Raw genomic sequence first — 13316 nt, forward strand, 5'->3', positions numbered from 1 at the left:
ATGAACGCCTCCGTGCAAGGCCACACGGCCAGCCACTTGAACGCAACAGGGCCTGCCCTGTTGTCGGTCGATCAGGTAAGCCTTGAGTACCGCACGCCGCAACGTGTGGTGAGGGCGACCCACCAGGTCAGTTTTGAAATCGATCCGGCGGACCGTTTTATCCTGCTTGGCCCTTCGGGCTGCGGCAAGTCGACGTTGCTCAAGGCGGTCGCCGGGTTTCACACACCCTGTGAGGGGCAGATCCGTCTCCAGGGCCAGGCCGTCACCGCACCGGGGCCGGACCGTATGGTGGTGTTCCAGGAGTTTGATCAGCTGCCGCCCTGGAAGACGGTCAAGCAAAACGTGATGTTCCCTTTGCTGGCCTCCAAAACCCTGCCACGGCGCGAAGCCGAGGAACGGGCATTGCATTATCTGGACAAGGTCGGCCTGGCAGCGTTTGCCGATGCTTATCCGCACACCTTGTCCGGTGGCATGAAGGCTCGCGTGGCGATCGCCCGGGCCTTGGCGATGCAGCCGAAAATCCTGTTGATGGACGAGCCCTTTGCCGCACTCGACGCCCTGACCCGGCGCAAGATGCAGGAAGAATTGCTGCTGCTCTGGGAGGAGGTGCGCTTTACCTTGCTGTTTGTCACCCACTCCATCGAAGAGGCGCTGGTGGTGGGCAACCGGATCTTGCTGCTATCGCCACACCCCGGGCGTGTGCGGGCTGAAATCAACAGCCATCAGTACGATCTGCACAGCCTGGGTGGTACGGGGTTCCAGCACACGGCGCGGCGCATTCATCGGCTGCTGTTCGATGAAACCGATGCAGGCACTGACGAACAACCCCTGAATTTCGCTGATATCCGTATCGCTTATTGAGCCGTGGAGGATTGCCCGATGAGCCAATCATCATCTGTACGCCAGGAGTATGAAGTGGTCCTGGAGCCGTTGCTGACGGTGCCGCTGGAGCGCGAACTGCCCCTTGGCCAGCGTCTCTGGCAGCAGGGCTGGTTACGCAAAAGCCTGATTCTGGTCGTGCTGGCCGTGCTCTGGGAGCTGCTGGCGCGCTACCAGAACAACGACCTGCTGCTGCCCACGTTCTTGCAAACGAGCAGTGCCCTGTATCACGGCCTGATCAGCGGTGAATTGCTGAGCAAGGTGGGCATTTCCATGGTGGTGCTGCTCAAGGGGTACCTGATCGGGATCCTTCTGGCGTTTGCGCTCACCACGCTGGCGGTCTCGACCCAGTTGGGTCGTGATTTGCTGAGCACCCTGACGTCGATGTTCAACCCGTTGCCGGCCATTGCCCTGTTGCCACTGGCATTGCTGTGGTTCGGGCTGGGGCAGAACAGCCTGATTTTCGTGCTGGTGCATTCGGTGCTCTGGGCGTTGGCCCTGAACACGTATGCGGGTTTTCTCGGCGTCTCGGAAACCCTGCGCATGGCCGGGCGCAACTATGGGTTGAAGGGCATCCGCTTTGTGCTGTTTATCCTGATCCCGGCAGCGCTGCCATCGATCCTCGCCGGTCTGAAAATCGGCTGGGCATTTGCCTGGCGCACGCTGATTGCCGCCGAGCTGGTGTTCGGCGCCACGAGCGGCAAGGGCGGTCTGGGCTGGTATATCTTCCAGAACCGCAATGAGCTGTACACCGACAAGGTGTTTGCCGGGCTGGCGGTGGTGATTCTGATCGGCTTGCTGGTGGAGAACCTGGTGTTCGCTACCCTTGAGCGGGTCACGGTCAAGCGCTGGGGCATGCAGCGTTGATGTGCAAAACCCGGAGCGCTTGAAGGCGATCCGGGTCCCGTCATTGTGTTCTTACTAATTCCCGCCGGCCTGATTCTTCAGGCCTTTGTTCTTTTTGGTCCGTACTGGCCGCAAAACGTTGTCGTTTAAACGCAAAAAATCCCCGTTTTTCAAGCGTATGCATGTGATTGATGGCTATGTGCTACTTATTGCTTGTCATTCATGGCAGGCGTTGGCATGATTTTGACACTAAGGTTATTCCCTAAGTGTTTGCTGTCGGGATCAAGGATCACGCTCTGCTTGATGCAGGCATCATCCTCACCTCGCTGCTTCCTTGATGTATCTCCTGAATTTTCCCGGAATCGCTTGATGGCACTGACGATTGCAGCGAGTTTCAAGCTCGGCCGTTACGTTCAAATCAGTGATTTGGCTTCACGACCTCTTTTTCGGAGCGAACGCCATGCAGTTATTCAAAAAACTGATGAACATTCTGGAGCAGGCTGATCGCAGTCGCGAGCGTACTGGCAATCCTTTATTTGTCCCGCCTGAGTTCGAACACCTGAAACGGGATCTCAACATCGTTGAGCAAGCCCGGCGCCACGGTGAGCAGGGCTATCCCCCTGAGGAAGCAACCCGGCTGACGGCGACGGAAGAGACCATCCGTGTGACCCTTGAGCTGGAGCGGGAAAAGGTTCTGGCGTGGGCCGAGTCGCGGATCGCAGTGGTTCAAAACCGTCTGGATGCTCTGGATATCGGCGCTACGGTGAGCCGCTGTGCTCATGTTGACCAGGATTTCGAACGTGCCATAGACAGCCTGGTGAGCGATTACGCGATACGGCTGCAGCGCCTGGAGTACAGCGTGCGCGAGCGCGAGGCTGAGTTGTGTGCCTACAAGGCAGAGCATCACTCGGGATTTGAAAAACATCAAAAGCGTCGCAATCAAGCATTGGGGATCTATCAGGACGAGATTGCCGACGTGCGCAATGAACTGATGGCGCTCAAACAGCAGTTCCTTGAAAAGCTTGAGTCGGATGTCCTGGCGTGCAATGAGCAACTGGTCAGCTACCAGTCGGCCCTGGACGAAAAGCGCAATGTGAAACCCCGGCTGGCCAGTGGCCTGAACAAGGCCGAAATGATTTTGGCCGGGCTGGTTCAATGCTATCGCGCCGAAAACCAATTGCATCGCAATGGTCGACGAGTGCCTGCTTACTTCAGTGAGCGTATTGCGCTGAAGGCAATCGCTTTGCCCGACAGCGATATGGCTGAGGATGAAATTCGTCTGGCCTCGCAGCAGCAAGCGCTGGTGGATCTGATTGAACAGCTGGAGCAGATTCGCGGCCGGATTCAGTCCTCGTTCTATCAGAAATACAATCAACTGATGCCGCTATCCTGGCTGCCTGAATACCCGCCTGTGATGGAGCAACGCATCACTGCAAGCCCGGTTTGAGGTGAGTGCGGGCTGGTCACTTACGTCCAGCCCAGCGTGACTGCCGTCAACAGCAGATACCTGGCGCCCTTGGCCAGGGTGACGATCAGCACGAAACTCCATAGCGGTTCGCGCATGATGCCGGCAATCATGGTGAGCGGGTCGCCGATTATCGGCACCCAGCTCAGCAGCAGCGACCATCGGCCATAGCGCAGATAGAACGCGCGGGCCTTGTCGAGTTTTTGCTCGCTGACCGGAAACCAGCGTTTGTGTCGAAAGCGCTCGACCGAGCGGCCCAATACCCAATTCAAGACCGAACCCAGGACATTGCCGAGGGTGGCCACGACCAGCAGTGTCAGGGCGACGTACTTGCCGGACAGCATCATGCCGACCAGCACAGCTTCCGATTGCATGGGCAGGAGTGACGCGGCACCGAATGCCGCCAGGAACAGGCCGAAATAGCTGGTTAATTCAAACACGCGAACTTCCACGAGTGATGGGCGCCGGCCTTGTGTTGTGGGAGCGGGCTTGCTCGCGATGAAGGCGCTGTGGTCTTTCTGGCCAACCGGGTCGATGCTATCGCGAGCAAGTCCGCTCCCACAGGGATCGAGGACAGTTGCTCGCGCAAAGGCTTGGTCAGGCGGCCCTTATCGCAGCCTTTTGCAGCGACTACAAGTTTTGTGATGCCTGCAGGTGGCGCTGTGAGGGGGGGCCGGTTCTCCCAGAGGATCTGATCAACTAGAGGTCGGATTCGCACTTAAAAGCCAAGTCAGAAACCCGCCAATACATTGGTCTCTAAATTTCCGCCGCGCAGGCATGAGCAGATGAATATTCAAGAAATTCGTTATTATCTATCAGTGTGCTGCCTGGTATTAGGCTGCTCAATACCCATCATGGGAATAGTTGTCTGGGGAATAACCGAAGTTTTCCCCCTCGAAGGACGAGCCTTATACATTGCCTACGCGTCAACACTATAGTGTGTTGGTCTTGGTTGGCTTGCGTGTTTACATACCAAAATTAAATCGTGTTGCTTAGTTTTCTCTCGCGCCAAGTACAACGTCAGCAAGTGAGCTCAGTGTTCCGTCAGTCGCTTCTGTAACACTATTTCCGCTTCAATTTTCATCCAGCCTGCTAAGACCCCAATACTGTTTTGAGCATGGAATTTTGCCTTGGACTCCAGCTCGGCGCGCTCGGTCCCGATCTCTTGTAGCCCATTCCCTCATCAACGGCTTGTATAACTTGATTACCGTAGGAGGCAACCATCAATAAAATGTCTGGTACCAAGGTAACAACCGACCGCTTAAATAAATCTTTGACGTTTGCCTGTAATGCTCATGTAACTAAGGCTGGCCAACTCTAACGATCCTCGTTTTTGATAGGCGATCCTACAACCTTGACAGGTAACTTAACTCGACAGTCCTTTTTTTATCCTGAAGAGAATGTGGTATAGGGGCAGGATTGACGCGGCATCGAATGCCACCAGGAACAGGCCACAAACAGCTGGTTAATTCAAACACGCGAACTTCCACGAATAATGGGCGAGGGCCTTGTGTTGTGGGAGCGGGCTTGCTCGCGATACAGGCGCTGTGGTCTTTCTGGCCAACCGGGCTGATGCCATCGCGAGCAATCCTGCTCCCACAGGGATCGAGGACAGTTGCTAGCGCAAAGGCGTGGTCGGGCGGCGCTGGGAGGGGGCAGGTTCGCACAGCGGATCTGATCAACTACAGGTCGGATTCGCACAAAAAAACCGTTCTTGTATCTGTTCGAATGATCCTCAACGACCCGCCTGCCGGCGGCTTCTGATGCTCGATCACAGACAAGGACCCAAGACATGCAAATGCCGAAAACCATCCAGATCAAAAACGGTGAAAAGGTCTCTCCCACGTTCTCGGCCCAGGAGTACGCCAACCGTCAGGCGAAGCTGCGTGCCTATATGGCGCAGAACAATATCGACGCTGCGGTATTCACGTCCTATCACAACCTCAACTATTACAGCGATTTCCTGTACTGCTCGTTTGGCCGCAACTATGCGCTGGTGGTGACTCAGGACAGCGCGGTGACCATCAGCGCCAATATTGACGGCGGCCAGCCGTGGCGCCGGACCATGGGCACCGACAATATTGTGTATACCGACTGGCAGCGCGATAACTACTTTGTCGCGATCCAGCAGGCCCTGCCCAAGGCCGGTCGCATCGGGATCGAGTTCGATCACATGAACCTGCTCAATCGTGACAAGCTCGCCAGCCGTTACCCCCAGGCCGAGCTGGTGGATATTGGCGCGCCGTGCATGCGCATGCGCATGATCAAGTCAGCCGAAGAACACGCCATTATTCGCCACGGTGCACGGATCGCCGATATTGGCGGCGCGGCCATCGTGGAAGCGCTGCGTGATCAGGTGCCCGAATATGAAGTGGCGCTGCACGCGACCCAGGCCATGGTGCGGGAAATCGCCCGTACCTTTCCCGATTCCGAGCTGATGGACACCTGGGCCTGGTTCCAGTCGGGGATCAATACCGACGGCGCACACAACCCGGTGACCACCCGCAAAGTGAACAAGGGCGATATTCTGAGCCTCAACTGCTTCCCGATGATTGCCGGTTACTACACGGCATTGGAGCGCACCCTGTTCCTGGACCACTGCTCGGACGAGCATCTGCGGCTGTGGGAAGTTAACGTCAAGGTGCATGAGGCCGGCCTGAAGTTGATCAAGCCCGGCATGCGTTGCTCGGACATCGCCTTGCAACTCAACGAAATCTTCCTGGAGCATGATCTGCTGCAATTCCGCACTTTTGGCTATGGCCACTCGTTTGGCACTCTTAGCCATTACTATGGCCGCGAAGCCGGGCTGGAGCTGCGTGAAGACATCGACACGGTGCTGGAGCCGGGCATGGTGGTGTCCATCGAGCCGATGATCATGATTCCCGAAGGTCGTCCGGGTGCGGGCGGGTATCGCGAGCATGACATCCTGATCGTCAACGAGCAGGGCGGGGAGAACATCACTCATTTCCCGTACGGCCCGCAGCACAACATCATCAAGAAGTAGAGTTGCCTTGACCCTGTGGGAGCGGGCCAGCCCGCTCCCACACAATTGCCAAGCTCGATACCAGCGCATGCGTACGCAGATTACGCAGCGTTTTCTGACCTGTTTACCCCTGCCAAAAAGAACACAATGAGGGTATCTGTCATGTCCCGCGTCCCGACGTTGCTTGCCGTTTTCCTGTCCCGCATCTCTTTCCCCGGAGGTGCTCAATGAGTATCCCAAGTGCAAGTCTGGCATTACCTCTGACAACCGAGCAGGAAACCGAGCGTCTCAGCGAGCGCAAGGCGCTGCGCCGTGCTGCCACGGCCAGCTTTATGGGCAACTTTGTCGAGTGGTTTGACTACGCAGCCTATGGCTATCTGGCGACTGTCATTGCGCTGACGTTCTTCCCGCAAACCGATACCACCACAGGGCTGCTGGCGACCTTCGCGGTATTTGCCCTGTCGTTTATCGTGCGCCCCATCGGTGGCCTGGTCTGGGGTCATTTTGGCGACAAGTACGGGCGGCGCAGTGCCTTGTCCTGGTCGATTCTGATCATGACCCTTTCGACCTTTTGCATCGGCATTCTGCCTACCTACAACCATATCGGCCTGTGGGCTCCGGCGTTGTTGCTGTTGATTCGCCTGGTGCAGGGTTTTTCGGCGTCGGGGGAGTACGCTGGGGCCTCGGCCTTTCTGGCCGAGTATGCGCCCGAGGGCAAGCGTGGTTTCTACACCAGCATTGTGCCCGCGAGTACCGCAGCCGGATTGCTGTTTGGCGCGATGTTTGTTGCCGGAATGCACGCGTTGATGACCGTCGAAAACCTTCACGACTGGGGGTGGCGCCTGCCGTTTTTACTGGCGGCTCCCTTTGGTCTGGTAGGGCGCTATATCCGCGTGCACCTGCAGGACTCACCCAAGTTCCTGGAAATGGAACAGCGACTGGAAGCCAAGGAGTGTGCGACCCATGCCCCGGTCCGTGAATTGCTGACTGTGCATCGTCGGGCAGTGATGATCGGGATTGGCGTGACCTGCCTGAACGCCGTGGCGTTCTACCTGCTGCTCAGTTACATGCCGACCTATCTGTCGACTGAAATGGGCATGAGCGAGAGTGATTCGTTTATTGCCTCGACGGTGTCGCTGGCGACCTATATCGGCCTGATTTTTCTGATGGGCACGCTGTCTGACCGTTATGGCCGAAAGACCATGCTGGTCACCGCGTCGGTGCTGTTTTTGCTGCTGACATTTCCGCTGTTCGGGATGCTTGGCAACCCGTCGCTGCTGGTGATTCTGATGATTCAGATTGCCTTCGGCGCGATGTTGGCCATGAACGACGGTACCTTGCCGTGTTTCCTGGCCGAGATTTTCCCGACCCGGGTCCGTTTCAGCGGATTTGCCTTCAGTTTTAACGTGGCCAACGCGGTGTTCGGCGGGACTGCCCCGTTTATTGCCACCTGGCTGATTCATATGACCGGCAACAAAATGGCCCCGGCCTGGTATTTGCTGGCAGCGGCTGTGGTAGCGCTGGTTGCGATGCTGGCCAGTCGCGAGACGGCGCACACCGCGTTGCAAGACTAAACACACCGCTGAAATACGCCTGTGGGAGCGGGCTTGCTCGCGAATGGATCGATGCGTACTGATTGTCAGACCGCGTCAAAGCCATCGCCAGCAAGCCCGCTCCCACAGGTTTTCTGGCCTGTGGGCAGGGCTCAGTGCAACGCCACTTGCTTGCGCTCACCAATCGGCGACACCCCAAACAACCGGCTATAACATTTCGAAAAATGCGCCGCCGAGACGAAGCCGCAGGCGAGGGCGATGTCGCGCACTTGCGACTCGCTGCGCAGCAACAGGCTTCGCGCTCTGGCCAGGCGCAGTTCCAGGTAATACTGGCTCGGTGTGCGCTGCAGGTGTTTGTGAAACAGGCGCTCCAACTGACGCACCGACACCTCGTTCAAGCGCGCCAGGTCCTCAAGGCTGACCGGCTCTTCAAGGTTGGCTTCCATGATGGCTACCACCTGGCTGAGCTTGGGTTGGGAGGTCCCCAGCTTCTGGCGCAGCGGCACCCGTTGCTGCTCCTGCGCTCCCCGCGCCCGGTCACACAGCAGCAGCTCGGCCGCGTGGGCGGCGATTTCCCGGCCACCCGGCTCTCGAGCGATCAGTTGCAGGGTCATGTCCATCGACGCCACGCCGCCCGAGCAGGTGTAGCGGTCGCGATCCAGTTCAAATAGCTGATTGGAAATGATGATCCCCGGGAAATGGTCCTTGAGGGTTTCGATGTCTTCCCAGTGAATGGTGCAACGATAACCCTTGAGCAAACCGGCCCGTGCCAGCCAGTAGCTTCCGGTGCAAATGCCGCCCAGCGCGACCCCTTCGTGTGCCAGCTTGCGCAGCCAGTTGAGCACGGGCCGGCTACTGAGGTGGGACACGATGGGGTTTGAACCCACCACCAGCAAAATATCCAGTTTTGGCCCATCACCCACCACATGGTCGGGCAGGATGCGCATGCCATTGCTGGCAGTGACCGGATCCAGGGTAGGGGCGATGATCACGGTGCGAAACATTTCACAGCGGGCGGCCATGTTGGCCATGCGCAGGGTTTCGATGGCTGAGGCAAAACCGATGGTGGTGAAGTTTGGTATCACCAGAAAGCCCACGGTTTTTACCGTGGGCATGTTGATCGGTGACGCTGTAACAGGCGTTGCCATCCTTACGCTCCTCTAGATGACCCCGGACGCGTTTAGCGTCGGGGTTCACGCAGGTTGTTGCATCTCCAGGCCGGGGCTGGGGATGCAAGGTTCTGTGCTTTGGGTGTAAGGAAGCATTTGTTGTGCCAGCAGCTAACAGCTTGTTATTGCGGAAAAAAATTATCGCCGTCAGAGGCCCGAGGATGCCCGGCGTGTGTGGCCCCGTCCCGCAGAAGGTGTCGGCGACAGGTACCGCCAGCGCTCGCGCAGCCTTGTTGCCACGGCCATGACCCTGGTCAAACGCCCTGACTTTAAAAGCCGGTACAACCCCTTTGTGAGGAGTCAATAACAATACCAGCACGGCCCGTTTCGAGGGGATCACCCCAGATCGACGCCTTAAAGGAATAACGCGATGCTTTCTACCTTCCCACGTCTGGCGCTGGTCGGCCTGACGTTGTTTTGCACTGTTCAGGTGCAGGCCGGTGAGCCGACAACGGCCCCTGTCCCCGAAAAATCCCTGATCGAGCGGGGCCAGTACGTGGCCAGGCTTGGCGACTGCATAGCCTGTCACACCGCCCAGGGAGGGGCTGTGATGGCAGGCGGGCTGGAACTGAAAACGCCGATGGGCACGATATATTCGAGCAACATCACGCCAGACCCCGAGACCGGCATCGGTCAGTACAGCTTTGAGCAATTTGACCGGGCCATGCGCGAAGGAGTGACGCCTGCGGGGCAGAACCTGTACCCGGCCATGCCGTATCCGTCCTACGCCAAGATGAGCGAAGAGGATATGCGCGCGCTTTACGCCTATCTGATGCAGGACGTAACGCCGGTGAAAGTGGCCAATATTGAGGCAGACATGGGCTTTCCGTTCAACCAGCGCTGGGGCCTGGCGCTATGGAACTGGGCCTTTGTCGACCAACAGCCGTTCGTTGCCGACCCTGGCAAAAGTGTCGAGCTGAACCGGGGTGCTTATCTGGTGCAGGGCCTGGGGCATTGCGGTTCCTGCCACACGCCTCGGGGCATCGCCTTCCAGGAAAAGGCTCTGGACGATGGGGGCCGCAGTGGCAAGCACTACCTGGCGGGTGAAACCGTTGAAGAATGGCGCGCCTTGAGCCTGCGCAACCTGTGGACGGTGGAGGACACGGTGCAGTTGCTCAAAACCGGGCAAAACCGGTTTGCCACGGTCTCGGGCAACATGGCCGACGTCATTCATCACAGTACCCAGCACTTCACCGACGCCGATTTGACCGCCATCGCCAGTTACTTGAAGTCGCTGCCACCGGGCAAGGATGATTTGCCGATGCCTGCTGTGGCAATCGAACCGGCCAAGGCACCGGACACGCTGTTTACCAGCCGTGGCGGGTTGGGCTACACGCAGTTCTGTGCCGACTGCCATCGCCCGGATGGAGGGGGTGTCAAAGGCATGTTCCCGCCGTTGAACGGCAACCCGGGGATCGTGGCGGCTAACCCGACCACCCTGTTGCACATCACCCTGACCGGCTGGAAAACCCCGCAAACTGCAACGCACCCACGGGTTTACACCATGCCCGGGTTTGCGCGCCTGGGGGATGATGAAATTGCCGAAATCCTGAGTTTTGTGCGCAGCAGTTGGGGCAATGACGCCCCGGCGATCAAGCCCGCGCAAGTGGCCAGCATGCGCAAGCAGCTCAACCCCCAGGTCACTGACGAGAGTGCGTTTGTGACGCCGCGACTGGCCAATCTGCTCAGCGCTGCCAATGCCGACCAGGTGGTGCGCGGCATGCGCTTGCACTTGCAAACCAAGGCATTGCTGGCGGACAACGTTGGCAATGCGCTTAATTGCACCAGTTGCCACCTGAACGCGGGCACCGTGGCTGATGGCTCTCCGTTTGTGGGTGTGTCGGCGTTCTTCCCCGGCTATGCGCCGCGTGCGGGCAAGGAAGTGACGCTGGAGGAGCGGATCAATGGGTGTTTTCGCCGTTCGATGGATGGCAAGCCGTTGCCGGTGGCCTCACCTGATATGCAGGCGATGGTGGCGTATTTTGACTGGATGAAAATGAACACCGTCGCGGGCGACAAAGTGGCTGGTCGGGGCGTGGGCAAGGTTGACCCCACCATCAAGCCCGATCCTGAAAACGGCAAGGTGATTTATGCGCAGCAATGTGCGGTGTGCCACGGTGACAACGGCCAGGGCCTGAAGCATGCCGACGGCAGCTTTGTGTACCCGCCGTTGTGGGGGGACGAGTCGTTCAATATCGGCGCGGGCATGGCACGCACGTACACGGCGGCAGCGTTCGTCAAACGCAACATGCCGATCGGCTTCCACGAAAAATTCCCGCTGGGGCAGGGCGGGCTATCGGATCAGGAAGCGGTGGATGTGGCGCAGTACTTCTCCCATCAGCCACGGCCTGACTTTGTCGACAAGGCCAAGGATTGGCCTGAAGGCGGCAAGCCGGTGGATGCACGGTATTGAGGTAAAAGCCCGCGCCCTCTCACGGAAGGAGAGGGCTGGGGTGCTTTTCAAACATGGGGTGTCGGGTGCGCCTTGACCTGCGGGCTGGCGTATTGCGGTTTGAGCACGCCCTGGTTGTCCAGCAGCCAGGCGTCCATCACTTTGCGCACCACAGGGCCCGCTACCCGGCCACCGGCTTCGCCGTTTTCGATCATCACTGAAATCACGATCTGGGGATCTTCGGCTGGTGCAAAGCCCACAAACAAGGCGTTGTCACGATTGCGCTCGGCGGTTTTGAGGCGGTTGTAACGCTCGCCCTGCTTGATCGCCACCACCTGTGCCGTACCACTTTTGCCGGCAATCCGGTATTGCACACCCTGGGCTGCTGCCCGGGCGATGCCGCGCGGGTCGTGCATCACCAGTTGCATGGCGTGGTTGACCTGATCCCAATCCCGGGGATCACGCAGCACCAGATTGGGGATCGGGTGCTCATCCACCGGCGGCGTACCGTCAACGGTTTTGGCCAGGTGCGGACGGTTCCATACACCTTTGTTGGCAATCAGTGCGGTGGCCTGGGCCAGTTGCAGGGGGGTGACCTGCATGTAGCCCTGGCCGATCCCCAGAATGACGGTTTCACCGGGGAACCAGGCCTGGCGGCGGGTGCTGCGCTTCCATTCACGGGACGGCATCAGGCCGGACGACTCTTCAAACATGTCCAGGGACACCTTCTGCCCAAGCCCGAACTCCGCCATGTAGTCATGCATGCGGTCGATGCCCAGTTTGGAGGCCAGGTCATAAAAGTAGGTGTCGTTGGAGCGCATGATTGCCGCGTTCAAGTCCACCCAGCCATCGCCGCTGTGGTTCCAGTTGCGGTACTTGTGATCAACGTTGGGCAGCTGGAAATAGCCCGGGTCAAATACCCGGGTCGAAGCTGAAATCACGCCGCTGTCCAGGCCCGCAATCGCCACTTCGGGCTTGATCGTCGAGCCGGGTGCATACAGGCCACGCAAGGCCCGGTTAAACAGCGGCTTGTCGATGGAATCACGCAGGCTCGAATAGTCCCTGGAGCTGATGCCGGTCACGAACAGGTTGGGGTCGAAGCTGGGTTTGCTGACCATGGCCAGCACTTCGCCTGTTTTCGGGTCCAGGGCAATGATCGAGCCACGACGATCGCCCAAGGCTTCTTCGGCAGCTTCCTGCAGCTTGATATCCAGGCTCAGTACGATGTTTTTACCGGCCACGGCATCGGTGTGGCGCAGTACGCGCATGACCCGGCCCTGGGCGTTGGTTTCGACCTCTTCAAAACCGACCTTGCCGTGCAGTTCATTTTCATAAAAGCGTTCGATGCCGGTCTTGCCTATGGACTGCGTGCCCCGGTACTGGGTGGCATCCAGTTGTTTGGCTTCTTTTTCGTTGATACGCCCCACATAACCGACCGAATGGGCAAAGTGATCGCCCTGGGGGTAATGGCGCACGAACTGTGCCTCGACATCGATACCCGGCAGGCGGAATTGATTCACGGCCAGCAGGGCAATTTGATCTTCCGTCAGCTCGTACAGCAGGGTAGAGGGATCAAACGGGTGGCGCGCCTGCTTCATGGCCTTGGCAAATACCGCACGGTCTTCGTCAGGCAGGTGCAGGATGCTCATCACCGAGTCCAGCACTTTGGCGGTATCCCCGGCCCGTTCCCGGGTAATGGTCATATTGAAGCTGGGTTGGTTATCGGCCAGCAGCACGCCATTGCGGTCGTAGATAAAACCGCGCTCAGGAGGGATTGGCAGCACGTGTACGCGGTTGTTCTCGGAGACCGTGGAGTTGTAGTCAAACTCGGTGACCTGCAAAAAATACATACGGCCGATCAGCGCGCAACTGATGGCCAGCACCAGCCCCGCGCACGCGATCAGTCTTTTATTGACCAGGCGTTTTTCGCTTTCGTGATCTTTAAGAGGGATCGGTTCGGGCATGTGGGGTGTCTCGCGTGAGTCAACAGATAGCAGCAGCCAGCCAGGCTGCGAAATTCGGCGCACAC

Annotated in this window: 9 protein-coding genes; 6 read left to right on the forward strand and 3 right to left on the reverse strand. The window is 58.4% G+C overall.

Annotated elements, in window-relative coordinates:
- The 3 genes from KO536_RS19965 to KO536_RS19975 all read left to right on the forward strand — a co-directional run bounded on the left by KO536_RS19965 (position 1) and on the right by KO536_RS19975 (position 3172).
- Positions 1–861 (forward strand): ABC transporter ATP-binding protein, encoded by an 861-nt coding sequence (locus tag KO536_RS19965; protein ID WP_019822430.1) that lies wholly within the window; start codon positions 1–3, stop codon positions 859–861.
- Positions 862–879: 18 nt separating this feature from the next.
- Positions 880–1746 (forward strand): ABC transporter permease, encoded by an 867-nt coding sequence (locus tag KO536_RS19970; protein ID WP_219262727.1) that lies wholly within the window; start codon positions 880–882, stop codon positions 1744–1746.
- Positions 1747–2185: 439 nt separating this feature from the next.
- The gene (locus KO536_RS19975) at positions 2186–3172 is read left to right on the forward strand and encodes a hypothetical protein (protein WP_219262728.1); all 987 of its coding nucleotides are present in this window, start codon (positions 2186–2188) and stop codon (positions 3170–3172) included.
- Between the two features lie 20 nt (positions 3173–3192).
- Here the strand turns inward: KO536_RS19975 and KO536_RS19980 are convergent, their stop codons facing one another.
- A complete protein-coding gene (locus KO536_RS19980) occupies positions 3193–3630 on the reverse strand; it encodes a YqaA family protein (RefSeq protein WP_133078547.1) in 438 nt (145 codons plus the stop codon).
- A 1352-nt stretch (positions 3631–4982) separates the two neighbouring features.
- Here KO536_RS19980 and KO536_RS19985 point away from each other — a divergent pair.
- Together KO536_RS19985 and KO536_RS19990 are read left to right on the forward strand one after the other, a co-directional pair.
- Positions 4983–6194, forward strand: a complete 1212-nt coding sequence (locus tag KO536_RS19985; RefSeq protein WP_219262729.1) for a M24 family metallopeptidase — start codon at positions 4983–4985, stop codon at positions 6192–6194.
- Positions 6195–6505: 311 nt separating this feature from the next.
- Positions 6506–7747, forward strand: coding sequence for an MFS transporter (locus KO536_RS19990; protein WP_374105718.1), 1242 nt, complete (start codon positions 6506–6508; stop codon positions 7745–7747).
- A gap of 131 nt (positions 7748–7878) precedes the next feature.
- Here KO536_RS19990 and KO536_RS19995 read toward each other — a convergent pair whose 3' ends face one another.
- Positions 7879–8874, reverse strand: coding sequence for a GlxA family transcriptional regulator (locus KO536_RS19995; RefSeq protein WP_133079230.1), 996 nt, complete (start codon positions 8872–8874; stop codon positions 7879–7881).
- Positions 8875–9265: 391 nt separating this feature from the next.
- On the opposite strand from KO536_RS19995, the gene KO536_RS20000 reads away from it, so the two are divergent.
- Positions 9266–11308 carry a c-type cytochrome gene (locus KO536_RS20000; protein ID WP_219262731.1) on the forward strand — a complete coding sequence of 681 codons (2043 nt, stop codon included), beginning with the start codon at positions 9266–9268 and terminating at the stop codon, positions 11306–11308.
- A gap of 47 nt (positions 11309–11355) precedes the next feature.
- Here the strand turns inward: KO536_RS20000 and mrdA are convergent, their stop codons facing one another.
- Positions 11356–13251, reverse strand: a complete 1896-nt coding sequence (mrdA, locus tag KO536_RS20005; protein WP_219262732.1) for a penicillin-binding protein 2 — start codon at positions 13249–13251, stop codon at positions 11356–11358.
- Positions 13252–13316 lie beyond the last annotated feature (65 nt).

The organism is Pseudomonas sp. NKUCC02_KPG (assembly GCF_019345465.1).
Classification (GTDB): domain Bacteria; phylum Pseudomonadota; class Gammaproteobacteria; order Pseudomonadales; family Pseudomonadaceae; genus Aquipseudomonas.

Coding starts and splice junctions, on each gene's coding strand:
- KO536_RS19965 (WP_019822430.1), top strand. CDS start 1: ATGAACGCCTCCGTGCAAGGCCACACGGCCAGCCACTTGAACGCAACA.
- KO536_RS19970 (WP_219262727.1), top strand. CDS start 880: ATGAGCCAATCATCATCTGTACGCCAGGAGTATGAAGTGGTCCTGGAG.
- KO536_RS19975 (WP_219262728.1), top strand. CDS start 2,186: ATGCAGTTATTCAAAAAACTGATGAACATTCTGGAGCAGGCTGATCGC.
- KO536_RS19985 (WP_219262729.1), top strand. CDS start 4,983: ATGCAAATGCCGAAAACCATCCAGATCAAAAACGGTGAAAAGGTCTCT.
- KO536_RS19990 (WP_374105718.1), top strand. CDS start 6,506: ATGGGCAACTTTGTCGAGTGGTTTGACTACGCAGCCTATGGCTATCTG.
- KO536_RS19995 (WP_133079230.1), bottom strand. CDS start 8,874: ATGGCAACGCCTGTTACAGCGTCACCGATCAACATGCCCACGGTAAAA.
- KO536_RS20000 (WP_219262731.1), top strand. CDS start 9,266: ATGCTTTCTACCTTCCCACGTCTGGCGCTGGTCGGCCTGACGTTGTTT.
- mrdA (WP_219262732.1), bottom strand. CDS start 13,251: ATGCCCGAACCGATCCCTCTTAAAGATCACGAAAGCGAAAAACGCCTG.